Source organism: Bradyrhizobium sp. CB82 (assembly GCF_029714405.1).
Taxonomy (GTDB): domain Bacteria; phylum Pseudomonadota; class Alphaproteobacteria; order Rhizobiales; family Xanthobacteraceae; genus Bradyrhizobium.
The window spans coordinates 2,679,385-2,703,545 of sequence record NZ_CP121650.1 but is presented as its reverse complement, the minus strand read 5'-3'; the positions used below and the strand labels follow the sequence as shown (position 1 = coordinate 2,703,545).

21 protein-coding genes are annotated in these 24,161 nt (G+C 61.6%); 11 read left to right on the top strand and 10 right to left on the bottom strand.

Translation table 11 applies throughout. The features are described from left to right. Positions 1–287: 287 nt before the first annotated feature. Both QA640_RS13020 and QA640_RS13015 read right to left on the bottom strand, forming a co-directional pair. Positions 288–1,850 carry a 2-isopropylmalate synthase gene (locus QA640_RS13020; protein WP_283041023.1) on the bottom strand — a complete coding sequence of 521 codons (1,563 nt, stop codon included), beginning with the start codon at positions 1,848–1,850 and terminating at the stop codon, positions 288–290. Positions 1,851–2,476: 626 nt separating this feature from the next. Then, positions 2,477–3,574, bottom strand: coding sequence for a hypothetical protein (locus tag QA640_RS13015; RefSeq protein WP_283041022.1), 1,098 nt, complete (start codon positions 3,572–3,574; stop codon positions 2,477–2,479). 229 nt (positions 3,575–3,803) lie between these two features. On the opposite strand from QA640_RS13015, the gene QA640_RS13010 reads away from it, so the two are divergent. Further along, the gene (locus QA640_RS13010; protein ID WP_283041021.1) at positions 3,804–4,049 is read left to right on the top strand and encodes a hypothetical protein; all 246 of its coding nucleotides are present in this window, start codon (positions 3,804–3,806) and stop codon (positions 4,047–4,049) included. A 9-nt stretch (positions 4,050–4,058) separates the two neighbouring features. Here QA640_RS13010 and QA640_RS13005 read toward each other — a convergent pair whose 3' ends face one another. Beyond that, positions 4,059–5,366, bottom strand: coding sequence for a solute carrier family 23 protein (locus QA640_RS13005; RefSeq protein ID WP_283041020.1), 1,308 nt, complete (start codon positions 5,364–5,366; stop codon positions 4,059–4,061). 302 nt (positions 5,367–5,668) lie between these two features. Between QA640_RS13005 and QA640_RS13000 the strand changes: the two genes are divergently transcribed. Continuing rightward, positions 5,669–6,832, top strand: coding sequence for a YncE family protein (locus tag QA640_RS13000; RefSeq protein WP_283041019.1), 1,164 nt, complete (start codon positions 5,669–5,671; stop codon positions 6,830–6,832). Between the two features lie 100 nt (positions 6,833–6,932). Here QA640_RS13000 and QA640_RS12995 read toward each other — a convergent pair whose 3' ends face one another. Genes QA640_RS12995 through QA640_RS12985 form a run of 3 tightly spaced genes read right to left on the bottom strand, consistent with a single transcriptional unit; the run spans position 6,933 to position 10,350 of the window. Then, on the bottom strand, positions 6,933–7,706 hold the full coding sequence (locus QA640_RS12995; RefSeq protein WP_283042782.1) for a metallophosphoesterase family protein: 774 nt from the start codon (positions 7,704–7,706) through the stop codon (positions 6,933–6,935). Continuing rightward, positions 7,685–8,929: a hypothetical protein gene (locus tag QA640_RS12990; RefSeq protein ID WP_283041018.1), complete on the bottom strand. Its 1,245-nt coding sequence runs from the start codon at positions 8,927–8,929 to the stop codon at positions 7,685–7,687. Before QA640_RS12990 ends, QA640_RS12995 begins: the two co-directional genes overlap by 22 nt. Before the next feature lie 56 nt (positions 8,930–8,985). Beyond that, positions 8,986–10,350, bottom strand: coding sequence for a GNAT family N-acetyltransferase (locus QA640_RS12985; RefSeq protein WP_349253716.1), 1,365 nt, complete (start codon positions 10,348–10,350; stop codon positions 8,986–8,988). Positions 10,351–11,606: 1,256 nt separating this feature from the next. On the opposite strand from QA640_RS12985, the gene QA640_RS12980 reads away from it, so the two are divergent. Genes QA640_RS12980 through QA640_RS12970 form a run of 3 tightly spaced genes read left to right on the top strand, consistent with a single transcriptional unit; the run spans position 11,607 to position 13,820 of the window. Further along, complete coding sequence (locus QA640_RS12980; protein WP_283041017.1) at positions 11,607–12,932, top strand: pilus assembly protein TadG-related protein; 1,326 nt, start codon at positions 11,607–11,609, stop codon at positions 12,930–12,932. Between the two features lie 10 nt (positions 12,933–12,942). Beyond that, positions 12,943–13,446, top strand: a complete 504-nt coding sequence (locus QA640_RS12975) for a TadE/TadG family type IV pilus assembly protein (RefSeq protein ID WP_283041016.1) — start codon at positions 12,943–12,945, stop codon at positions 13,444–13,446. Then, entirely contained in the window at positions 13,443–13,820 is a 378-nt protein-coding gene (locus tag QA640_RS12970; RefSeq protein WP_283041015.1) for a TadE/TadG family type IV pilus assembly protein, read from the top strand. The genes QA640_RS12975 and QA640_RS12970 overlap by 4 nt, the downstream gene beginning before the upstream one ends. A gap of 149 nt (positions 13,821–13,969) precedes the next feature. On the opposite strand, the gene QA640_RS12965 is transcribed toward QA640_RS12970, so the two are convergent. Further along, on the bottom strand, positions 13,970–15,139 hold the full coding sequence (locus QA640_RS12965; protein WP_283041014.1) for a branched-chain amino acid ABC transporter substrate-binding protein: 1,170 nt from the start codon (positions 15,137–15,139) through the stop codon (positions 13,970–13,972). A 191-nt stretch (positions 15,140–15,330) separates the two neighbouring features. Between QA640_RS12965 and QA640_RS12960 the strand changes: the two genes are divergently transcribed. The 4 genes from QA640_RS12960 (at position 15,331) to QA640_RS12945 (ending at position 17,901) form a co-directional block, all read left to right on the top strand. After that, positions 15,331–15,990, top strand: a complete 660-nt coding sequence (locus QA640_RS12960; protein ID WP_283041013.1) for a CGNR zinc finger domain-containing protein — start codon at positions 15,331–15,333, stop codon at positions 15,988–15,990. Between the two features lie 60 nt (positions 15,991–16,050). Beyond that, the gene (locus QA640_RS12955) at positions 16,051–16,707 is read left to right on the top strand and encodes a phosphoribosylanthranilate isomerase (RefSeq protein WP_283041012.1); all 657 of its coding nucleotides are present in this window, start codon (positions 16,051–16,053) and stop codon (positions 16,705–16,707) included. A 182-nt stretch (positions 16,708–16,889) separates the two neighbouring features. Then, positions 16,890–17,111 (top strand): hypothetical protein, encoded by a 222-nt coding sequence (locus tag QA640_RS12950; RefSeq protein WP_283041011.1) that lies wholly within the window; start codon positions 16,890–16,892, stop codon positions 17,109–17,111. Then, positions 17,089–17,901 (top strand): methyltransferase domain-containing protein, encoded by an 813-nt coding sequence (locus QA640_RS12945; protein ID WP_283041010.1) that lies wholly within the window; start codon positions 17,089–17,091, stop codon positions 17,899–17,901. The genes QA640_RS12950 and QA640_RS12945 overlap by 23 nt, the downstream gene beginning before the upstream one ends. Before the next feature lie 69 nt (positions 17,902–17,970). On the opposite strand, the gene QA640_RS12940 is transcribed toward QA640_RS12945, so the two are convergent. Further along, complete coding sequence (locus QA640_RS12940; protein ID WP_283041009.1) at positions 17,971–20,802, bottom strand: DEAD/DEAH box helicase; 2,832 nt, start codon at positions 20,800–20,802, stop codon at positions 17,971–17,973. Positions 20,803–20,967: 165 nt separating this feature from the next. Here QA640_RS12940 and QA640_RS12935 point away from each other — a divergent pair, with 165 nt between their 5' ends. Beyond that, on the top strand, positions 20,968–21,090 hold the full coding sequence (locus tag QA640_RS12935) for a hypothetical protein (RefSeq protein WP_283041008.1): 123 nt from the start codon (positions 20,968–20,970) through the stop codon (positions 21,088–21,090). 537 nt (positions 21,091–21,627) lie between these two features. Here QA640_RS12935 and QA640_RS12930 read toward each other — a convergent pair. After that, a complete protein-coding gene (locus QA640_RS12930) occupies positions 21,628–22,809 on the bottom strand; it encodes a radical SAM protein (protein WP_283041007.1) in 1,182 nt (393 codons plus the stop codon). Positions 22,810–22,848: 39 nt separating this feature from the next. Further along, positions 22,849–23,103 (bottom strand): hypothetical protein, encoded by a 255-nt coding sequence (locus tag QA640_RS12925; protein WP_283041006.1) that lies wholly within the window; start codon positions 23,101–23,103, stop codon positions 22,849–22,851. Positions 23,104–23,294: 191 nt separating this feature from the next. Here QA640_RS12925 and QA640_RS12920 point away from each other — a divergent pair, with 191 nt between their 5' ends. After that, positions 23,295–24,041, top strand: coding sequence for a C13 family peptidase (locus QA640_RS12920; protein WP_283041005.1), 747 nt, complete (start codon positions 23,295–23,297; stop codon positions 24,039–24,041). Positions 24,042–24,161: the final 120 nt, after the last annotated feature.

Genomic DNA, 24,161 nt, shown 5'->3' with positions numbered 1-24,161 from the left:
GATCTCTCCCTTGTTGTTATTTGGGCCGCCCAGCATGCGGGCGGCCTTGATCGAGCCGGCTGCATCCATACAGGCCGGCGCGCGCAGGTGCTATTGGCCGTTAGCAGGGCAGGTATTCATCATGAACGCCGCGAGAACCGCTGCGCCCCCTCTCCCGCTTGCGGGAGAGGTTGGGGAGAGGGCGTATCCGCAAGCGTATCGGCAAGCGAGAATCCCCGAGAAACTCTCACCCGCCGCGCTTCGCGCGTCGGCCTCCCCCGCAAGCGGGAGAGGCGAAGTCAGCAACGTCAGCTCGCCGCCGCCGTCTGCACCGTATCGCGCTGGCGCTTCATGACGATCTTGTTGAGCGCGCCGAGATAGGCCTTGGCGGAGGCCACCAGCGTGTCCGGATCCGCCGCACGCGCCGTCATCGAGCGGCCCTCATGCGACAGCCGCACCGAGACTTCGGCCTGCGCGTCCGTGCCTTCGGTGACGGCATGAACCTGGTACAGCTCGAGTTTTGCATCGTGCGGCACCAGGGCCTTGATGCAATTGAAGACCGCATCGACAGGCCCGTTGCCTTCTGCTTCCTCAATACGTGTCTGGCCGTCGACATAGAGCTTCATGGTCGCGCGTTGCGGACCATGGGTGCCGGCGATGACTGTCAGCGAGGTCAGCTTGATGCGGTCGTGCGAGGCCGCCATTTCCTCATCGACCAGCGCCTCGATGTCCTCGTCGTAGATGTCCTTCTTGCGGTCGGCCAGCGCCTTCATCCGCGCGAACGCATCTTCCAGCTGGTTCGGACCGAGCTTGTAGCCCATCTCCTCCAGCTTGTGCACGAAGGCGTGGCGGCCGGAATGCTTGCCCAGCACCAGCGAGGACTGCTTCAGGCCGACCATCTCGGGCCGCATGATCTCGTAGGTCGAGGCGTCCTTCAGCACGCCGTCCTGGTGGATGCCGCTCTCATGCGCGAAGGCGTTCCGACCGACGATCGCCTTGTTGTACTGCACCGGAAACGAGGTCGCCGCAGACACCACCTTTGAAGCGCGGGTGAGCTGCGTGGTGTCGATCTTGTTCCAGTACGGGAATTTGTCGTTGCGTACGTTGATCGCCATCACGATCTCTTCGAGCGCGGCATTGCCTGCACGCTCGCCGATGCCGTTGATGGTGCACTCGACCTGGCGCGCGCCGCCGACGATGCCGGCCAGCGAATTCGCAACGGCCATGCCGAGGTCGTTATGGCAGTGTACGGAGAACACCGCCTTGTCCGAATTCGGCACGCGCTCGATGAGCGTCTTCATGAAGTGGGTGTACTCGTCGGGCGTGGTGTAGCCTACGGTATCGGGAATGTTCACCGTGGTGGCGCCGGCCTTGATGACGGCCTCGACGATACGGCAGAGAAAATCCATCTCGCTGCGGGTGCCGTCCTCGGCCGACCATTCGACGTCGTCGATCAGGTTGCGGGCGCGAGCGACCATGGCAACCGAGGTCTCGATCACCTGCTCCGGAGTCTTGTTCAACTTCACCCGCATATGCAGCGGCGAGGTCGCGATCACCGTGTGGACGCGGCCGCGCTTTGCAAACTTCACCGCTTCGGCGCAGCGGTCGATGTCGGCCGGATGCGCGCGCGACAGACCGGCGATGACGGAGTTCTTGGAGCGGCGGGCGATCTCACTGACCGCCTGGAAGTCGCCTTCGGAGGTGATGGGAAAGCCGGCTTCGATCACGTCGACGCCCATATCGTCGAGCAACTCCGCGACTTCGAGCTTCTCCTCGAACGTCATGGTCGCGCCGGGGCACTGCTCGCCATCGCGCAGGGTGGTGTCGAAAATGATGACGCGGTCCTTCTCGGACTTGTTCACGGGGGCCATTTCGAAATTTCCTTTAAGCTGGTGCGCCCTTCGGTTGGCTCGAGCGCTTGAGGTGTCCGGTGATCTCGTACAACCCCTGAGTGCCAAGGCGCGTCTCGCCCAGCCGGCCCTCAGGGGCAGGTAAGAAGGAGCTCGCCAAGAAGAAGGGTGGGCAGCATCGCGGGCGCGGACGCGGCGGCGCCGGCAGCCGGAGCCGCCTCCCCCGAAATCCCGTCGTTTTGGCCGCGAATCAGCATTGCCAGACCCTTTGAGCCACGAAATCCTCGGCCAAAACCGTTGACGGTTCGTTGCCGGGAGGCTCGTTGAGGCGTTTCTAGACGAGAATTGGCTGAAACTGCAACGCCAAAAGATGGTCAGGGTAACTGACCTGATTAGGGCACGGCATCCGCAGACGTCCGAGGGCGGTCTCGTGGATGTCGCCCGATGAGAACAACCGCCGCGCCCACCCGCTGCGCAAGCTCGCGGCCACGCCGCCGGCCGCTCGCACAAGCTGAACCTCATGGATGCCTTCGGCAAGGACTGGTTCGACGTGCGCGAGGGCGAGGCGTCGGTGTTCAAGCCCGACGGTGCCGGCGGATCGAAGCTGTTCGTTCGCATCGCTGGCGGAGAGGGTGAGGTGAATGCCCTCACCGCGCGCGCACGCGTTCGAACTCCACCTGCGCCCGCGCGAACTTCTGATTGAACAGCCACATCGCATCGAGGATCTCGCGGAAGCTCGCCGACGTTCTTGCCCTGTCGGCGCGTCCGTAGGCAAAGATGCTGTTGTTGCGCAGATATTTCATGACCGTCGGGTCGGAGATCCGGCTTTGAAGCAGATTGCCGGACTTGAGCGCGGCTCGCGTCGCGGTCGGGATGATCTGGATGAGTTCGAAGAATTTCATCTGGTCGATCGGGTCCGGCAGTGTCTTCACGATGTCGGGGATCTCTGCGAAGAGATCGGCGTGGGCATTCATCAGGCCGTCACGCACCGCGGTCCAGTGGTTGAGCCGGTGGTCGAGCCGACCGATGCGGCCCTCTTCCTCCTCGTCGCGCGCGATCAGTTTTGGATCAAGCGAGGCGATGGATGGCTTGATTGCTTGCCATCGTTTCTGGCCATTGCGGTCTTCGGAGGGACCGGTCTGAAAGCTGCCGATATAGGTGTTGGAGCGCCCATTGCCGACATTCTGCTTGCCGTTGGTCTCGGCGAAGAACAGCCCCAGGCTGATGCGGCCGGCCGCATCCGCCTGCCGCGCATCGAGTCCCTTCGCCCGCCCAATCGCGATGCCGAGATCGGCGACGTCCTTGAACGGGGTCTTTGAGGCCTGCGCATTTGCGGGCGGCGCCTCCATGACGTCGAAGAGACTTCTGTACTGGTCGATCAGCGGTTCGATGTCGGCGTCGAAATAGGCCGGTGGAACCTCGTATTTGTTGGGCCGCCCGATCCGCGACGGAAGTGCATCGGTGAGATCCTTGTAGGTGCTCATGACGTCGACGCGCGCCAGGTAAAGGGCTTGCCCCGGCAGGTTCGGAAGCGGCTCGTGCGCCTCGATCTGGCGGCGTCGCTCGGCAAGGATCGCCCTGAAGCGGCTCAAGGCATCGTTGTAGGCATCAATCGCCTTTGACTGCGTGGCTGTGAGCGCGACCTGCTGCGCTTTCGCGGCAGATGTAAGGCCAATGGTGACCGCGGCCGTCAGGCCGATGCCGACCACAAGGACCATCGCGGTGACGTCACGCCTTGCTTCCATGGCTGGTTCCCAAGCCTTGCGCATGCGCGCTGCCTGAATCGTAACCGCCCGGCCAGCAACTTGGAAGCGTGAGCCTTGGTCCAGGCCTCGGCTGCGAGCTGCGTCTTCACGCCAAGTGTCAGATGTTTGCAACACTGCAAACCTATTTGCGCCGCGCCACAATCGCGCCGCAGGAAATACCAAATCGAAAACGCAAGGTGATCCGGCAATGCAACATCAGGGGACACTGATGCGAGAACAGCGGGCGATGATTGGCGACAAGGAGCGCGTCGGCTTTACCTTCTCCTTCCAGATCGCAGATGGCGGCAAACGGCGGGCGTGCTGCGTCAGGGTCGATGCTGCGAACTTTCATGACGCATCGGCCCTGTTCCGCGAGCGATGGCCCGCCATCGAATCGGTGGCGCGCGACAGCATCAGGGCGGCCGGCACAGGCGACGGCGTCATCGCGCTCGAGTTGCCTTTGCCGGCCGACTGACGAAGCCGGTCAGGCATTCGTCGCGCTGCTGCGCCCCAGCACCTGGTAGAGCACGATCGCGCCGAAGGTCGCGGTGCCGATGCCGCCGATCGTGAAAGCGCCGAACTTCAGTGTGAGATCGCCGGCGCCGGCGGTGAGCGCCACCGCGACCGTGATCAGGTTGCGCGGATCGGAAAAATCGACCTTGTTCTCGACCCAGATCCGGCCGGCCATGGCCGCGATCAGGCCGAACAACACGATCGACAGACCACCGATCACGGGACCTGGGATCGACAGGATCAGCGCGCCGAACTTCGGTGAGAAGCCGAGCAGGATCGACACCACCGAGGTGACCGCGAACAGCAGCGTCGAATAGACCTTGGTCGCCGCCATGACGCCGATGTTCTCGGCATAGGTGGTGACGCCGGTGCCGCCGCCGCAGGCCGAGACGATCGTTGCAAGGCCGTCGCCGAGGAACGCACGACCGAGATAGCCGTCCAGGCTTCTGCCGGTCATCACGCCGATGGCTTTGATATGGCCGAGATTCTCGGCGACCAGAACGATCGCGACCGGCGCGATCAGGACAATCGCATCGGCATGGAAGGTCGGCGTGGTGAATCTCGGCAGGCCGATCCAGGGCGCAGCGGAGAGTTGGGCGAAGTCGACCGGCTTGCCGAGACCCAGGCCATTGGCAAGCAGGAGATAGAGGAGATAGCCGCCGACGGCTCCGACGATGATCGGCAGTCGCCGCCACAATCCCGGGGCCGCCACCGCGGTGAGGCCGATGATCAGCACGGTCAAGAGCCCGACCCATGTTTCGAACGTGCCAGCACTCACGGCCTTCACGGCCACCGGCGCGAGATTGAGACCGATCGCCGCGACAACCGCGCCGGTGACGACCGGTGGCATCAGGCGCTCGACCCAGCCGACGCCGGCCCACATCACAATCAGCGCAATGATGCCGTAGAGCACGCCGGCGCCGACGATGCCGCCGAGCGCAACGTCGATATGCGGATTTGGTCCCTGCCCGGAATAGCCGGTCGCCGCGATGACGACGGCAATGAAGGCGAAGCTGGAACCGAGATAGCTGGGCACACGCCCCGCAACGACCGCAAAAAAGATCAGCGTGCCGACGCCGGAAAAGAACAGCGCGAGATTGGGATCGAACCCCATCAGCAGCGGCGCGATGATGGTCGCCCCCGACATCGCGACGCCATGCTGCAGGCTGGCGATGATGGTTTGGCCCCAGGGCAGCCGTTCCTCGGGCAGGATCACGCCGGAGGTCTTCAGCTTCCAGCGCGGAAAGTAGCCGTCTTGTCCCGGACTTGTCGTCGACATGGTTCACCCCCGTTTCGGCGCTGGTCTTGCTGCGCCATCGCCACAGGTCTTGAACAAAATATCAAAAACAACCCCATGCAAAGGAGTCGACGGTGGCGGCACGACGGCCTTCGTTTTTTGCGAAATCATTTGACACGTCGGGCAAATCACTGGCAGAATGCCATCATCGGAGCGAAACCCGCCAAACACTTGCCGCAACGCTCTTAACACGATCGCGCCGTCAGGCGCAGATGGGTTGCCCGGCCTCGAGGCTGCGGGGTACGGTTCATCAAGAAATCGGCGGAACGGGGAGAAAACGCATCATGACCTTACGCCGTGCTGTTTACGCCATGTGCCTGGCCAGCCTCGTCGACAGCGGCCTGGCGCAGGCCGGAACCAACGATATCCTGATCGGCCTTGACAGCAAGATCACGTACGGTGCCGAGGGCCAGACGAACGGCGCTCCGGGCAATGACGCCGTGCTGGTCATGGATATCTCCAACCCAGCCAAGCCCAGGATTCGCTCAAGCCTGCCGCTGGCGAACTCTCTGCTGGGCCCGCCCACGAACCTGCAGATCACACCAGACGGCAAGCTGGGCCTGGTCGCCAATTCCGTGATTCACGTCCAGGAGGGCAACTCCTGGAAAACGGTCCCCGACGACAAACTGTACGTGATTGACCTCACCGCCGATCCGCCGAAGTTGATCGACACGGTTGCCGTCGGGCGACAGCCGTCCGGTCTATCGATTTCAAGCAAGGGCGATCTCGCATTGATTGCCAACCGAGAAGGCAAGAGTGTCTCTGTTGTCTCCATCCAGGGCACAACGGTCAAGGCCGTCGGCGAGGTACCGCTGGAGCAGCAGGCTGCGGCCGTTGTCATTGCACCCGACGGCAAGCGCGCCTTCGTCTGCCTCAACCTCGTGAACAAAATCGGCGTGTTGACAGTCGATGGACAAAACGTGACCTACGACAAGTCGTTGGACATTCCATCGGCATTCAATCCCTACAACATCGACATCACGCCGGACGGCCAGTACGTCATCGCATCGAACACCGGCGCACAGAAGAACAACGCCGATGCCGCGGTGGTAATCGCAGCGGCGGGTCCACATCCCCACGTGGTCGACGTGATGACCCCCGGTACCGGACCGGAAGGCTTCGCCATCGCGCCCAATGGCAAAACCGCAGCCACGGCGCTATTGCTCGGCACCTCGGCCAAGGACAGCGACTGGTTCAAGACCAAACGTGGCGAACTCGTTCTGATGTCGATTGGCACCGACGGCAAGCTGACAGTGACTGCGCGTGCGCCGCTCGGCGGCCTGCCGGAGGGCATCGCTTACAGCCCGAACAGCGACCACCTGTATGTGGCCAACTACATCGACCAGGACCTGCAGGTGTTTAACCTCGCCGATGGCAAGCTGACCGAGGTAGGCCCGAGGCTGAAGCTCCCAGGACAGCCGGCGTCCATGCGCGCGCCAGCGCGCTAGAGCCTCGCAACCCCCTCCAGGCGCTTGATCGGCTTCGATGAACCGGTAATTGTTGCAGAGCGGCCCGCTTAAGCGTGGTCGGCGTTTTATCACTGTTCACTCACGAACGGCCGAGGAGCTTGCGCCGCAAGCTGTAATACCGATCACGCCAAAATCCGGTACGGTATCCGGCCATGGCGGCCTTCGCTTCCGTCAGAGCGTCATCATACGACACGCGCAGGAACTCGACGGTCAGCACGACGCTGTCGAATAGTGCAAACTCGGCCAATTTCGGTTGAGGCTTGCGTGACGCGTCCAGCGATCCTGGGTTGATGAAATATTCGCGATCGGGATCCAATTTCACGACTCCGTTCGCAGGAAGCTCGCGGATGTCTCCACCCTTCCCGATCTCGAAGACTTTTTGCTGGTGCACATGACCGTAGAAGCAAATCTTGCGGCCCGGAAGATCCGCGCGAAGGTAAGCAACATTCTCCGCGATATGGTGAGTGCCGATCATATACTGCTGCACGTCGCGCACGCCGCCATGAACCAAGACTGCACGATCCTCGACAGGAAGGCTTAGCGGCAGCGAACTCAGGTACTCGACGGTGCCGGGCTGGAGCGAGCAGCGCGTGCGCTTGAGCGCATGCATTGCCTTGTTCGAGCAGCGCTCAAAACCAAGGATGCCGATGCCGATGAGATCGTGATTGCCTGCGATCGAGACCACCCCGCGCTCGCGCAAGATGGCAGTGCATTCATCGGAGTCTGCGTTATAGCCAATGATGTCACCGATACAAAGGAGCCGTTCGGGACCGTAAGAATCGATCGCCGTAAGAGCCGCGATCAGGGCCTCGCGATTGCCGTGGATGTCGCCTAGGATGCCATAGAGAGCCATTGGCGCCCACATGCCATCATCAGACTGAACAACTTGCGAACCTTTCGCACGAACGCCATCGCGAACGGCACTGGATCGCTCCACGCGAACACGTTGTAGACGGTTCGCGAGAAGAGGATCGAGGAAACCCAATCCGCGAGGTTCAACTGCCCTTGCCGCGAAAGTGCGCGGTAGGCGCGCCAATCGAGCGGTAGGCTGAAGTAGCGCGTGTCCGTGCGATAGGAAAGACGTGGTGGCCGCCTACCGGCGACGACGTAATTATAAGCGACCTCCATGAGGTTGAGGCCGTTCGCCGCGCCAAGGCAATGCCAGAGATTGAATCGCGCATTCACCTCCAACGCGAAATGCTGACCGGATTCGGGATCGGTCTTGAAGTCTATTTTGAAGGGACCCTTCAGAGGTAACTGTTCGGCAATCCGCCGTCCGAACGCCGCGAGCTCATCGTTCTCGATCATCTCGATAAAGGAGCTCTCGCCCGTGAGCGGCGGGAAGGTCCGCAACTTCCTCCCGACGAAGGAAGCGAGAAGCTTGCCCTGCTCGTCGGAAACCCCATGGAATGACCAAAGCTGGCGATCATTTCCCCGGACGTATTCCTGAAATACGAGCTGATCCCTAAAGGACGCAACAGAAGCTTGCGCCATCGCGGCGCCGCCATTCTCGAAAACAAGGGCCTTGCTACAGTCGCCGAGCAGCCGAGCCTGCAGCATCGAATGGTGCCAATCGCACTTGGAGCGCGGCTTAGCGAGCACCGGTCCATCGATCTCGGAAAGTATATCCCAGTCAAGGCTGCGTGGCACAGGGACTCCTCTGGCGCGCGCGAGTTCGTCAAACCGATCCTTCGTCAGCAGCCCGATCGCGACGTCCGGATCGCATAGAAGCAGCAGAAACTTCTCCTGCAAGCGCTCGCGATGCATATAGATGAGCTCGAGGAAGTAATCCTCGCCATACATTAGAGGAACACGGCGGCCGAGACGGCTGGAAAGTCGTTCGCCGGCGTCAAGCAGCGCATCGACAAGCGCAGTTGGTTCGCTGCGCGGCGGAAGAAGGCAGCGGCCGCCGCAATAGCGGGAGGCGAATGTCGGATCATCGCCTTCGCTCGAGGCGACGATCGCCGGAATGCCCGCCATTCCAAGTGGCCGAAGCAAGACGGTGCCTGCCGCGAGCAGAACAGGCGGCTGCTCCGTCCTCATATAGCGATCCCTCACCTCGAGCATGCTGACCATTGCTCCTGCTCTTGCCCGACCAGGCCGGTCTGTGACCAGCCGAGAGGTCGCTCGCGCTAACTGAAAGCGAAACGGCTTAGGAGGATCGTCAGCCAGCAGAGTCCAACTAGCCACGCCGCCTCCGAAATGATCATAACCACAATGACAGAGGCCGGCACAATCGTTGCTCTGTAGGACCGCTCGGTAATAGCGAGAGTGCTTAGGCTCGACGTTGGTTCGAGAGACATGGGAACGAGCCCTCGGCAACCGGAGTTGAACGGCGCTCGGCTATATGTGGGAGAGATCGTCGCATACGAAACTGCAGGCCGCGATGCGCCGCCACATGCGTTGCGAAGCCGCTTGGCCGCGGCGAAAGCGCGCGGATGGCGCCGCAGCTCCCGCACGGCGCGGTCGGCGAGCACGTCAGGCATGCCGCGCCAGGACAGTGCGATGCTGACATCCGTCATAGGGATCGGCCTCGCGCCGAAACGCCGTTTGTAATCGCTGTTGCCGATGCTGAGATCGAAGTGCCGCACGCCTTGCCTGTGCTGGGCCGCCATCGTCCGTTCGATGCAAAGCAGACTCGGCGAGCAGTTCGACCATGGCCCCCCGGCGTTGGAACTGCGCACCAAGGAATAGTCCGCGCCGTGCCTCAGTCCCAGTGTGGTGGCCACGACCTCATCGCCGCAGAAAAGTGCCGAAACCACGGCGTAGCCGTCTTCGAGTCCGCGGCGGACGACGTCGCGATAGAACTTCGCGTTGCGGGGTTCGTCGAGTACGAACCTCTCTCCCAACTCCTTCATGCGCTTGTTCTGCTGGCGATCCATCACGTCGAGAATCCGCAGCGCCTCGTCGACGTTGACGACGATCTCGAACCTGGCTCCGGGATTGCGGGTGAAGACGCGCCAGCGGCGCGACAACTGTATCTTGGCGATCGAGGCACGATAGTCCTCGAAATCATCGGTGAACTCGACGAGGTTGCCGTTCAACGGGCAGGCAGTCGCCCGCCCGTTCGTCGCCAGCGGGTTGGGACGCCCACGGATCTCGAGCGGCATCTTCACCAAGTGGATTAGGTCGGGGCGCTCGGGCAAGGCGCGCAACGCCGTCAGCAACGCGGAATCCATGGCGCGCAGGCTCGCGGAATCGCGCGGCGCGTCGGACGCCAGTATCGGAGCGTTGTAATCGCTACAGCCAAGATCGGCGAACTCGACGACGCGCACGCCGTGGCGTCTGCCCCACACCAGCGGAACGAGCGCGATGTCGCGCCGCGCTGCGGCATCCACGATGAAGGCGATCAGGGGAGCAGCGTCGAAGGCGCAGTACCACGCATTGAGCCAGTGCTTGTGCTGGAAGACCGTGGCATCGCCGCCGTCGCCCCAGCGCGCGGAGGCTTCAGCCCAATCGCGGGCGAACTCCACACCGTACGACCCGACCTGGTCCATGCTGTTCACTCACCGCGCTTACATAGACTAAATAGGCCGCCGGCGGCTCTTAACTCCGGTGGCCGGCCCTGCCAGGGTCGTGGGGCGCGTTCATTGCGAGGCGCAAACTTGCCCTGCAACCCGGCCATCAGCCATGGAGCAATGTGGTCTGCCAATTCCCGGGGCAAATTGACCGCCGGATTGGTCCCGACCAATGCCGGTCCCCTCCGCTTGCGGTCGTAAACCATCCATCCCTTGCAGCCCTCACGCACCAAATATCTGGGCGGAGCAAGCTCCTTGTCGGTCATCTGTTGCGCCCTTGCGAAGGGGAGTATCCAGCCAATCGCAAGCAGAAAAAACTTGGAAAGCTGGTTTATTCCCGCAGCAGAATCGATCTGGGGCCGTCCGTGTCAATCACATAGGACGCGGCGCAGTCTGTTAGAATATGAAAAAAATGTCAGGTTCCCGGCATTGAGAAGCTTTTTTGGGATCGTCGCTTCCGACTTGTCCTCTTCAAGGCCGTGCAACTGCTATCCGATCGAGGCACGCAATTCGCCTTAGCGCAACAGGGGCGCGTTGGGGATAGCCCTGCCGCAATCGCTCCGCGATCTTCTCGGGTTTTAACGGTGACCAATCAGGTTACTGATGACGCGGCGCGCGCCTCCTCGCAACCAGCTGGCAGGCCCGCGCGATAATCGCGGGTCCAGGCTCGTGGATGTCGCGCTCGACGGCGTGCAAATGTCCGACAAATCCGAGCAGAGTGAATTCCTGGATTATATGCCTGCCGCATGCGCATGGCGCAGCCGAGGCTTTAATTTCCGCGGACTTGGTTCGCGGAAACTAGCGGATGACTCGTTCGCTGGTGTCACGCCGGTAGCTCGTCGAAATGCGCGCGTGAAACTGGATTGCGATGAGAATCGACAGTCAAAGGCAATCTCTCTGTTGGATGTGACATGTCGCGAAACACCGTCAGAGCAATCTGGCTGATGATTGGCGCGACCTGATCGCCCGTTTGCGACCGCAAATGCGCTGGCTTATGCCGGAGCGGCGCGAGAGCAGCAGCGAGCTAGAAGCGGCGGCGCGCAAGCAGGCGACGGAACCGGCATGCTCGACCCTCATGGCGACACCATGGAAGCGGCCACAGTGCCGCTCTCACAACGTGCCAGTCGTCTTGCTCTCCGAATTCGTTAAAGTTTTATGAGCTCGATTGAGGCGCCTTTAAATCGGTCTGCATCAATCTATCCTAGGAAAAAGTGGCAAATACCCCGGGAGGATACATGAGCCTCAGGAAGATCTGCAGCCGCTCCTTCAGTGTTTCACAACACCTGTCGCGCAGTGGAGCGAGTCCGCGCCTGCGCCAGACCAGTTTGTTTCAACAGTTCATTCGAGACCAGTCCGGCAGCTACGTGATCCTGTCCGCGCTGTTGATGCCTGTTTTGGTCGGCACAGCCGGCCTCGGCACCGAGGTTGGATGGTGGTACTACAAGCATAAGAATATGCAGAGTGCCGCCGACTCAGGCGCGGTGAGTGCGGCAACAGCCGTAACTGCGAGCGGCGACCTGACCTCCGAAGCCAATGCCGTGACAGCGAACTATGGCTACGCGAATGCCGTGAACAACGTCACCGTTGTGGTCAACCAACCGCCGAAGACGGGCAACTATACCTCGAACACCCAGGCAGTCGAAGTCGTGGTGAGCCAGCCGCAACAGCGGCTGCTATCGTCGCTGTTCGGCTCAGATCCTGTGCTCATCACCGCGCGTGCGGTCGCCCTACCCAATTCCGGGACAGGCTGCGTACTCGCGCTCAATTCGAGCGCGAGCCCGGCCGTGAACGTGGGCGGAAGCAATCAACTCAATCTGATCAAGTGCAACCTCTACAGCAACTCCGGCGCGAGCCCGTCCCTCAACGTTGCCGGCAGCGCCTCCGTTTCCGCTAATCAGGTCGGAGTGGTTGGCGACGTCTCCGGCGCGAGCAACATCACCGCGACCAACGGCATCCGGACCCACATGCGGGCGGTCGCCGATCCCTATGCAAACGTAGTTCCACCCTCGGAGCCGAGCTGCGACAACAAGAAGTACACGATCAACGCCAATGGGAAGACCAACTCCCTCAGCCCTGGCTGCTACAGTGGCGGCATCACCGTCAATGCTGGAGCCACTCTAAGCCTAAGCCCGGGCATCTATTACCTGGACGGCGCTAATTTAAGCGTCGCCGGTAACGCGACGATTACGGGCACTGGCGTGACGCTGGTCTTTACGGGGTCGGGCAGCAACTGGGGCACGGCCTCGATCGGCAGCAACGCGATCATCGATTTGACGGCGCCGACCACCGGCTCCACCAAGGGGATCGTCATGTACGGCGACCGCAACATGCCTGCGGGAACGGCCTTTAATCTCACGGGCGGCGGCACCCAAAACTTCGGCGGCGCGATCTACCTGCCAAAAGCCAATCTTAGCTTCAGCGGCGGCAACGGCACGAGTACCTCCTGCACCAAGATCATCGCGGATACCCTGACATTCACCGGCACGTCGAATCTTCAGGTCAATTGTTCCGCACTCGGCACTGCGGCGATCGGCTCGCAGACCGCGCAACTCGTCGAATGAGGTGGCTCCGATGCAAATGAAAAAGTCATTATCCGAGAACCGAGGTCGATTACCTTATGTCTTGCGTCGGTACGTCCGCGCGGCAGTCGGCGATCCAAGCGGCGCAGCCGCCATCGAATTCGGCATCATGATCCCGTTATTGTCTCTGATGGTCGTCTCGGTGGCTGATATTGGGCTCGCGGTCTATCGCAAGATGCAGGTCGAGGAGGCGGCGCAGGCGGGAGCGCAATATGCCATTGCGCGCGGCTTTGATACGAGCGGAATCTCCAGCGCGGTAACGAGCGCAACGAATTCCACAGCCATCACGGCATCACCTGCGCCCGTTCAGTTTTGCGGCTGCCCAACAAGCGGTGGAGTTAGCAGTGTTGGCTGCGGTACGGTTTGCCCGGGCGGCGCGCAGGCCGGAACATATACGACGGTCTCGGCGCAGGCGACGTACTCTACTCTGATCAACTATCAGATCGTCGCCGCCACCTACACCTACAACGCTCAATCCACTGCGAGGCTGCAGTGACGTTCACGACGATATGGCGAGACAATCGAGCGGCGTCAGCGCTGGAATTTGCTCTGACCGCTCCGGTTTTCTTTTTATTCATATTTGGAATCATCGAGTTCGGGCTGCTGTTTTGGACCCAGCTCGGCCTGCAACATGGGACGGAAATGGCGGCACGCTGCGCGACCGTCAATCCAACGCTTTGCCCGAGCAGCGACGCTATTGCCGGTTACGCCGCCCAGCAGGCGTTCGGCCTCAGTCTCCCGGCGCAGACATTCACCTACTCCACGCCAACATGCGGCAATCAGGTGAGCGCCAGTTATGCGTTTCAGTTTCCGCAAGTGCTCAATCTCTCGCCACTAACGTTGACGGCCCAGGCGTGCTTTCCTAGTTGAGCACTGTCCTGTCGGTCCGCGCTCAGGTGCGTACCGACGTCGCGCTTTTGGCTCCGAGGCGGACATGCTCCGTGAGCAAAGCGGAATGGGCGGCGGTCGACCTGGTCGCTCGCTGAGGCTGATGCGGTCGGCCCGGAGGACAAAAGGCCTCACTCGTCGATCTGGTCGACCTGCTTGAAGTGGTCGCCCTCGACCGCGTTGACAAAGATCACGGCTGACTTGTTGTCGCCCTTCTCCGTCCATTGCACCGGCTTGGCGTAGGCGATGCCCTGGAATGTCAGCTTGCGCAGCGCTGCCACGACGTCGGCGCGTGTCGGGAGGCCTTGCTTTTCCTTGGCGGCCTCGGCGATCGCAGCCATCAGGACACGGCCCGAGTCGTAGGAGCTCGCTGCATAGTTGTTGATCGGTCCGTACTTCGCCGTGTACCTGGCGCCGAACTCGAACGATCCGGGAACGGTGCCGATGGCGGGTGCGGCGGAGAGAACGCGAACACCTTCCGCTTGCGTCGCGGCCCCTTCGGCGGCCTGAATGAAGGCCTTGGTGTCCCAGCATCCGTCGCCGCAGGCGAACAATTGCGTCAATCCTTGCGCCCGCATCTGCTTGAGGATCAGCGCGCCTTCGCGAATGCCGGCAAAGAACAGCACGTCGAAATCCGCAGGGAACGACCTCACGAAATCGGAGAAGTCCTTCTCCCCGACCTGTACGGATTTGCGCGCGACCACCGTGCCGCCGTCGCCAAAACCCGCCACGAACTGGTCGGCGAGGCCTATGCCGTAAGGCGTTCCGTCGTCGACCACGAGCGCGCGTGTCTTGCCCATCTTCCGCATCAGGTAGCGCGCCAGACCTGGCCCTTTCCTGTCGTCACGGTTGGTCAGGCGGAAGATGGTGGCAAAGCCGCTTTCCGTCACCTTCGGGTTCGATGCCATCGGCGTGATGACGGCAAGGCCGCAGTCGGCGTAGATCTTGCCGGTGGCGATGGCCACGCCGCTATTGACATGTCCGATCACGCCGAGGATCGCCGGATCGTCGCAGAAACGCTTCGCGATAGCCTTTCCGGTCTCCGCGTCCGCCTTGTCGTCGGCAGCCACGGCCGTGACCCTGGCGCCCGCGACGCCGCCCGCGTCGTTGCGTTCATCGACGGCGAGTTCCACCGCCTGTTTCATCTCGACGCCGAAGCCGGCCGAGGTCGTCGTCAACGGCCCGCCGATGCCGATCTCGACATCCCTGCCAGCCAGCTGCGCGACGGCTGGTGCTGCGACCGCGACAGGCAGGACAAGCAATGAGACGAGCAAGGGGAGAGCGCCGCGACGACCGGTCATGGTAACCTCCAAATATCGTTTTGCCGGGATCAGGCTGTCACGCACACCGCGACCAGTCAATAATGGATAGATGGTTACAGATTCCGCTGTGCGCCGGATGCTGAAATGCCTTAGGATGGAGCGGGTCATGGCGCGGCGGAGACCATGCCGGGCACCCGCTGCCACGCAAACATGCGGTTTGATGGTTACACATGAACGCTGATCGCAGGATCAAGACCCCGCTTCTGCTACCCTCGCGCGCCGGCAGTCTCGATCTCGTCGGCGGCGAGCTGGCATGGGATTTCACGAATACGACGTCGGCGCACGGCTCTCCCGCGAGACAAGAGCACCTGAGAGGCTTCGACACGCTCATGCAGTGGGTCGAGCACGCGCGCGTGATGCCGCCCGCCGATTGCGCCTATGCGCGTGCCGCGCTCGCCGGCCATCCGCGTCGGGCGCAACGCATCTTCGAGCGCGCGATCGAGCTGCGGGAGTTGATCTGGACGATCGGGACTGCGCTTGCCGAGCAGAGGCCGGTCGCGGGAAAGCTGATCGCGTCGCTATCGGCCGCCCACTCTGCAAACCTCGGCCACGCCGAGATCAAGATGCGCTTTGGCAGCTACATCTGGGTCTGGGACCCGCGTCGCGACATTGCCGCGGCCATTCTGGGCCCCATCACGCTCTCAGCCTTGACGCTGTTGATGGAGAAGGACCTCTTGCGTACCAAGCGATGCGCGGGCCAGGAATGCGGCTGGCTGTTCTTCGACACGACCAAGAACAATCGCCGCCGTTGGTGCGAGATGCGGGTTTGCGGCAACCGCGCGAAGGTGCGCGCCGCCCGGCATCGGCAAAGACTGGCTCGAAAGAGCTGATCGCTGCGTGGGAAATCTGTCCATTCAACTCAGTGTGGCGGGCAGCGCGGGTGTAAGACAATGCTGACGCAAATCTACGAAGTGGCGACACCTGCGGAAGCCGAGGCGGTTTCGGCAATCGGCGTGGATCATGTCGGCGTGCTCGTCGGCGACGGTGCCTTCCCTCGGGAGCTTCCGGTTCAGAAGGCGGCAGCCGTCATGAAGATGATCCGGGCGCCGTCCGTACTCTCCGCGCTGTTTCTCTCGGCGGATGTCGCTGTTATCGAACGGATGGCACGGGAGCTTGATCCGCCCATCGTCCATCTTGGCGCTTCAAGCGAATTGCTAACGCCCGATCTCGTCGTGGCGCTGCGAAAGTCTCTGCCAAGGAGCAGATTCATGCGGAGCGTACCTGTCACGGGACCTGGGGCGCTAGGTGTGGCGCAAGCATATGACGGTATTGTCGACTGGATCCTGCTTGACAGTCATCGCACGGGTGATGCGCAAATCGGCGCGCAGGGCGTGACGCATGACTGGAGCATCAGTCGAAAGATCGTGGAACGTGTTCGCACCCCGGTCATACTGGCTGGTGGCCTCGGACCAGACAATGTCAAAGAAGCCATTCGGTCGGTGCGGCCTGCCGGTGTTGATTCGAAAACAAAAACCGATCGAGAGGGCACTCACTCCAAGGACCTGGCGAAGGTAGAAGCGTTCTATCGCGCTGCGACGAGCGACTAGATCGCGCTTCTTGTGCCTTCCAACTCCCTTCAGGCCGGCTGGCGACTTTGCGTCAAGAGCAGCGCTCCCGCGCAATTCCGCCAAGGCGGCACAGGGGCGGCCAAGCACAGTATCGTCGCAGCGATCTGGAACAGAAACGGCCGCCGTGCCAAAATGGTCGTGCCCAACCACAGGAGGTCAGCATGCGAACGATTGCAGTGGGAGCACTTTGGATCGTCGCAATGATCACAAGCGCGAATGCTGCGATCAAGGAAGAGCCGGTCACGTACACGGGCGGCGAGACCACGATGAAGGGTTTTGACGACGCGGTCGCGGCCAAGCGCCCCGGAATCGTGATGGACAAGGTGGATCAGGAGGCAAAGGCCGAGGCGGCCAAGTTCTTTGCCGCCGACCTTCAAAAATAGACGAAGGGCCACGCAGGTGGTGGCCTTTTCAGGCAACTGCGCGCCCGTGATGGCACTAGCCCACGCAGCGACGCTAGTTGTTGCGCTTGCGGCATCTCACACATACGCCGCTGACATTGATTATCTGGCTCCCCCCGGAGTTGCGGCAAAAGAGTTTCCCTCACCTCAGCGCCCCGTTGCACGGATTGTCAGCCCACGCCGCTCCGCCGAAGAGCACCGCGACGCCCTGGATGAGGCCGGTCAAATCGCCCGTCTTCTTGAATTGAAGCCAGGCATGACGGTCGGCGACATTGGCGCAGGCAGTGGCTACCACACGGTCAGGCTTTCTTATCTGGTCGGGGCCGCCGGCTCCGTGGTTGCCCAGGACGTCAGGCGGGATTACCTCATCGAGCTTGCCAGGAGAACGGAACTCCTGAAGTTGACGAACGTCAAATTTGCGCTTGGTGACCCACACGATCCGCGCCTCCCAGCTGCCTCGCTGGACGCCGCGATCCTCGTGCACATGTATCACGAGATCGCCGAGCCCTATGCCTTCCTCTACAATCTCACGCCCGCCTTGAAGCCGGGTGCACGGGTCGGAATTGTCGACCTCGAGCTTCCGACGTCGAAGCATGGCACCCCAATTGAGCTCTTGCGCTGCGAACTGACCGCCGTCGGCTATCGCGCGATCGCCACGTACAAGCTCGCAGGGGACGGCGGATACCTGGCGATATTCTCTCCGCCGGAGGTCGCGGATCGAAAATCGCCCTGGGACATCGTTGCCTGTGGGGATCGGCCCGGCACGCGCTGAAATCTGATGGACGCAGGCAGCGCGCCATGAGCTGCCCTCCGCGAAGTCACGCCTTCGCCTGCACTGCGATCACTCGTCCAGGAGGTCGAGGAATTCTTCGACCTTTGCAAGCGGTCCATCGCGTCCTTGGCTGACAGAGACGACCCGATCGCCATCGCGCTGCAGCGATCGCCCCCTGGACTTGCGCAGTCGTCCGGGCAGGAATGTTGCAGCCACGGCCTCAGGTCCGGCATCGAGCCTCACGATTCCCCGCCGCCTACATTCGATCCTGAACCTTGCCATCGCAAAGAAAGCGCTGGCCGCCGCCGGCAATTTGCCAAAGCGGCGGGAAGTCTCCTCCTCCAGGTCGTCCAGCTCGTCTTCGTTTCGGCACCGGGCCGCCCGGGCGTAGATTTCCAGCCGAACCGCCTCCGATTGCACGTAAGTCGCCGGCAACAATTCGGCGACCGGCACATTCAGATCGGGCACCCAGAGATCGGCTGTCCTATCGTTAGCCTTCTCCGAGGCCAATTTCAGAAGGTGACTGTAGAGCACGGGTCCGAAGACCTGCACATGGCCCGACTGCCGCTCCGAAAGCACGTCTCCCGCTCCTCTGAGGTCCAGGTCCCGCGCACTGATGGCAAAACCTGCGCCCGGCCTGTTGAACTCCTCCAGAACGGCCAACCGCTTCTCGGATCGCTCCGAACCCGAGTCGGTCAGCAAATACGCAAACGCACGTATCCCGCTGCGTCCGACCCTTCCCCTGAGCTGATGAAGCTGCGCAAGGCCGAACCTTTCGGGCCAACAGATCACCATCGTATTCGCACGCGGGATATCGAGCCCGCTTTCCACGATGTTGGTCGCAAGCAGAACGTCCGCCGCGCCTTCGACGAATCTCATCATCCGGTCGTCAATTTCGTCACCGGGCAGCTTCCCGTGAAGACAGACGATGCGGAGCTCCAGGGCAATCGCCTGCACTCGCGCCAGCATCGGGTCGAGATCCTGAATGCGCGGACAAATGAGGAAGCTCTGCCCGTGGCGCCTTTGCTCGCGCAGCAATGCCGCAGCAATGGCGGCATCCGACAGCGGCGCAACCTTCGTGACGACTGGAAGTCGTTGAACGGGCGGAGAGGCGATAACGCTGAGATCCCTAAAGCCCGCAAGGCCTGCCGCGAGAGTCCGCGGTATGGGCGTCGCACTCATCCAAAGGGAATGGGCCCCCCTGGCTAGTTCGGATAGCCTTGCCTTCTCCGCCGCGCCAAAATGCTGTTCCTCGTCGATGATGACCAAGCCGAGGTCGGCGAATCGCACATCCTTCGAGGAGAGCGCCTGCGTTCCGACCACGATCTTCAGCTTTCCGCTCTTCAACCCCTCTTTCACTTGCCTTGTTTCCGAGGCCGAGCCGGCCCTCGACAGGTTTCCCACGTCGATCCCGAACGGAGAGAAGCGCTTGCGGAAGGTCGCGACATGCTGCCTTGCCAATACGCTGGTCGGCACGGCGATCGCGACCTGCTTGCCGGATAATACGACGGCGGCCGCTGCCCGTAGCGCCACCTCGGTCTTACCGAAGCCGACGTCGCCGCAAATGACCCTGTCCATGGGGTGGCCGGACGCAAGATCATCCAGAACGTCCCGAATGGCCTTCGCTTGATCGATCGTCGTGAAATAGGGGAAACGAGCGACGAACCTCTCGTAGTCGGGCCCAGGAGGCAGAAGCTTCGGAGCCCGCCGGCGACGCCGCTGACTGATGTGCTTGGAGAGCTGCCTTCCGGCGGCTTGAATTTCTTGCTCCGCCTCAGTGCGCCGACCCCACCACGTACTTCCGTCGGCTTTATCCAGTGTCAGCCCGCCGCGCTCCGATGCGTATGGCCAGATAAGCGCCAGATCGGCAGGCGGAACGAGAACGGCATCGTCTCCCGCAAATGCGAGCCTGATCATTTCGCGCGACGACTCGCGGCCCATTGCCACGGTCTGCAGTCCGTCGAGCACGGCCAGTCCGCGCTGCAGATGAACGACGACTGCACCCTGCTGCGGCACATCTGCGTGGTCGAAAGCCGAATTCCAACTTCTGGCCATCGGCTGCGGATGATGAGCCCTGCTGCCGAGCACATCGGAAGCTGTCACGACGACAAGAGGTTTTCGACCAGGCGCGACAAAACCGGCATCGAAATCAGTCAGAAGTGCGATCTCGCGATTGCGTCCCGCCATGGCCTCGTTCCAGCTGGGAAAGCGCTCCGCCTTGACTCCGCTCATACGCTCCATGGCACGCAGGTCCTCCTCCTGCGCCGCAACGAAAATGAGTCGCGAACCAGTGCGTCGCGTTTCGTCGAGAAACGCGCGGAGAGCCTTCCTCGGCTTTGCAACCTTCGAAAAATCCGGCGTGGGACTGAAAGGAGCTTTTTGGGGCAGCACGCTCATACGCCTGGTCCACTGCTTCCATTCGCGCCGCCCGAGGTATTCGCGCTCTCTGTCGGAGCGACCAGCAGCCTCCTCGATCGTGCTCAGCCAGGCATCGGCATGGGCGAGAACGCCGGCATCCGCGATCCACTTGGCCTGCCCGCAATAGTCGAGCAGGGTCGACCGTTTTCCGCGCTTATTCCCGAACGCCAGCCGCTCCGACATCGGGTCGATCAGAAGCTCCTTGGTCTCGAAAACGATGTCATGCTGCAAGGGATCGAACGCCACGATCCGACTTATCGACCGACCGGAATGTTCTACCCTGAAGGGCCCGAGGGCGCCGGCGGGAAAAATCTCGAAGGTCTTCCCGTGGAACAGCGCGGCCCCGGGATAGTCGGCCTCTTCATCGAGGTCGTATCCGAGCGCTTCAAGCCGCGCCCGAAGCTCTTTTTCTGAAAACGCTGCCCCCACCTTCAATCGGAGAACGGCGCGGGACCAACTCGCCAGCACAGGCAGGCGCTCCATGACGGCCTCTGCCGTGGACACGAGCAGGATCGGCTTCTCCGGCTTGGCAAGGCGCCTCAGGACCGAGCTCCGTCTACCGGCGATTTCGTGCGATGGCTCCAGCTGGTCGAACGGCAGCGTGTTCAGCCTTGGAAAAACTAGCGCATCGCAGCCAGGATCGAGACCATGAATGACGGCACCCAGCCGCTCGGCCCGATTCTCGTTCTCGGCAAGAAAGACAACGCCTTTGCGGCCCGACTTCCTCCATTGCTCGAGGAGATGAAGGGCCACCATGCCGAGGGGGGATGAGGACGAGATCGCAGTCCGAGGTGAAGAATTCTTGCGCTTCGTTGCCTTGCTGGCAACGTGCGCTTTGCTGGAACGACCCACGTTGAACCTGTCATTGATTCGCGGCCAGCCGAGGCTGATGGCGCGTGTTGCTTCGAACAGGCTCACTCCGTTGTGGGAGCTCCGCCTGGGGCTTCGTACATATGCGAATTCGGCCGCGGGCGCACCCTTTCGAAGCTAGCCGCTCCGCAGAGACAATTGCGAAGTCCGCGATTGGTTCTCCCCGCCTGCAATTCCGTCCTATCGCAAATCTGCAGGCAAGGTCGCTAAACTGAGCCTGGAGGCTATACAAGCTCCAGCCGCTGAAGCCAAGTTCGGCGCAACATCGTGCTGTTTCGCGACCTGCGGACCTCGCTGACGGACGTCGATTCAGCGCTCAATTGCCGAACATCCGTTTGAAGGCGGCGCGGGGTAAGCGAGGCCGTCCCGCCTGGGCTGAGCCGTCGCTTGGAGACCCTTTATCGCAGCATAGGCGTTGTTGGGCTATGGACGACAGTTCTAGGCGCCTGGCAACGCGTCCCGAACGTTGAGGCGTTCGCCGCCGGGCTTGGTGACGTAAAGGTGGCTTTCCAGGACGGATTGCATGTTCTCGAACATCGAATAGAGATCGTCGCAATAGACTGACGGATTGTCGTAACCGTTCTTTTTGGAAAAACGATGCGGAAGATAACCGCCGCCGCAAGCGCCCATGAACTTGCAATGCCGGCACTTTTCGCAGAGCTTGATTGACGCATCGCGTGCGGCTTTCCAGCGCGGCTCGTTCCTCACCTCGTCGATTGCATGCTCGAAGATGTTGAAGGCCGTTCGCGTGAAGCCGTCGCCCGCAATCCGCAGCACATCGTGGGCCTCTACGGAACCGTCGGTCATGACGGTGCAAAGTTCAACTGGCTTGTAGCCGACGCCCTCGGTCGGCGAAGTGTTGCCAAGCAAAGCGGTGATCATATCGGAGATGATTCGGATGTTGACCGTTGACTCGCTGCGGTTAGCCTCAAGCCAGAGTTTGAACAGGCCGTTGTAAAACGCGGCAATGGATGGCGGGTTCTCATCCGCTGTCGCATCGGGGATCATGATGTCGTAATTTGCAATCCCGCACTCGGCGAAAAAGTCAACATAGTCCGTGGGCAGGTAAGCGGGATTGCAAACTGCGAGAGCGATTGCTCCAATGCCGCGTGATGCGAGCATGCGGGCGGCCCGCTCCACCGCAGCGTGGGTGCCCGCGCCCTGAAATGTTCGGCGATGAGCGTCGTGAATATGCGCCGGCCCGTCCAGGCTGATTGCGACCGAAATCTTGTGGGCCTCGAAGCAATTCAGCCAGTCATCATCAATCAACACACCGTTGGTGGTCACCGCGATAGGTATTTCGCAGCCGGTTCGTGACGATATTCCCTTGCAGGCTTCGGCAATGCGGTGAAAATTCTCAACTCCCCACAGCAAGGGCTCTCCGCCGTGCAGAACGATAGGGAAATCGATAAGCGGGTTTCTGACCAGGTGCTCCTCTATGCGCTGCAACAGCCGATGCAGCACCTCGGCACCCAATAGCTTAGGCTTGTTGTAAACGGACGCGTCGCGGAACCAGTAGCAATAAGAACAATCGATGTTACATCTCGTTGCAACCTTGACAAGCAGCTGCGAGATCGGCTGGTCTTGGAAGGCGGCAGGATCTGGGTCGTCAGCCGACATGCCAATACCGGGATGCACTCAAAGGAAACTACGACGATCCTAGTAGCCTCGGATAAATCCGCCTTTGCGGAACGCACCAACTCCCGGAGCGTACCCGGCCCTGCGAAAGGCGCCAGCATTCGCCCCTTTGACAAACCCGCCTCGTCTGAAGGCGACCTCCGTGACGGCTTCGGTGCCTTGTCCGCGCAGATCGCCCAGCAACGCGTTGATGCCCTGATGATCGCTGTCGATCGTCGCGCCCGGCCCGTGCAGCTGCAAGAGGCTCGCCAGGATCTTCACTGTCACAATCGACATGGTCATGCTCCTATTCGCGACGCAACTTGAGGGTCGATCGAAAGGCCGGCGCGGACAACCGGCTGAGCGTTCCCTGACCATATACGTTTTCGGCTGCCGCGGCAATGTATCTGGGGTCCAATGTCAAGTGGTTCCGCAATGACCGCATCGCGCTGCTATATTGTGGCGGCGATCGCAGAACGAGATTCTTCATGACCTCAAAAGCTTGGTGCAGGTGGCTTGGTGTGCAGCTGATCGCGCTTGTCTTGATCGGCTTGCCGTCGGTTTCGTCAGTGCACGCCGTCGAGGATGGCCACAAGGTGAGCGTGGTGTCCTTCGGACTTTACGGCGATCAAGGCGTGTTTAGACGTGAGGCGACCGGGGCCGCCGAAGTCGTCGCGAACCGTTTCGGGAGTGACTCCATCGATGTGCAGTACAACTCGCGGACTGGTGGACGAGCAACGATCCAGGCGCTCGCCAAATCGCTGCTTGCTGCAGCCAATGGCCTGGACGCCGAGAACGACGTTCTGTTCTTGATTCTCACCTCGCACGGCTCCCCTGACGGGCTTGCAGTCAAAGCGGGACGGCTCATGCAAACGCTCACGCCCTCCAATCTCGCCGAAATGCTGGCGCGGACGGGCGTGCGACACAAGGTGGTGGTTATCTCGGCCTGCTATTCGGGCGTCTTCATCCCTCGCCTCGCGACCCCCGATGTACTCGTCATCACCGCGGCCGATGCCGAGCATTCGTCGTTCGGCTGCCAGGACAAGGCCAGATGGACCTATTTTGGCGATGCCTTTTTCAATGTCGCGCTCCGGCAAGCCAAAAGCCTGAAAGACGCCTTTGCGATTGCGCGCTCACTCGTCAGGAAGCGAGAGTTGAGCGAGCACTTCGAACCGTCGAATCCTCTCATCGCGGGTGGCGCGAATGTGCAGCCGTTGCTCATTGCGCGTCCCTGAGCGACCTACATGTGCGCAGCCGATGCATGCGCGGCGAAAACGTCGTCGTATTCGTCTGCAGTTCACGTTCAGCGCATTTCAGTAGCCTTCTCGGACTGTCAGGAGTGGGGTCACTCTCCC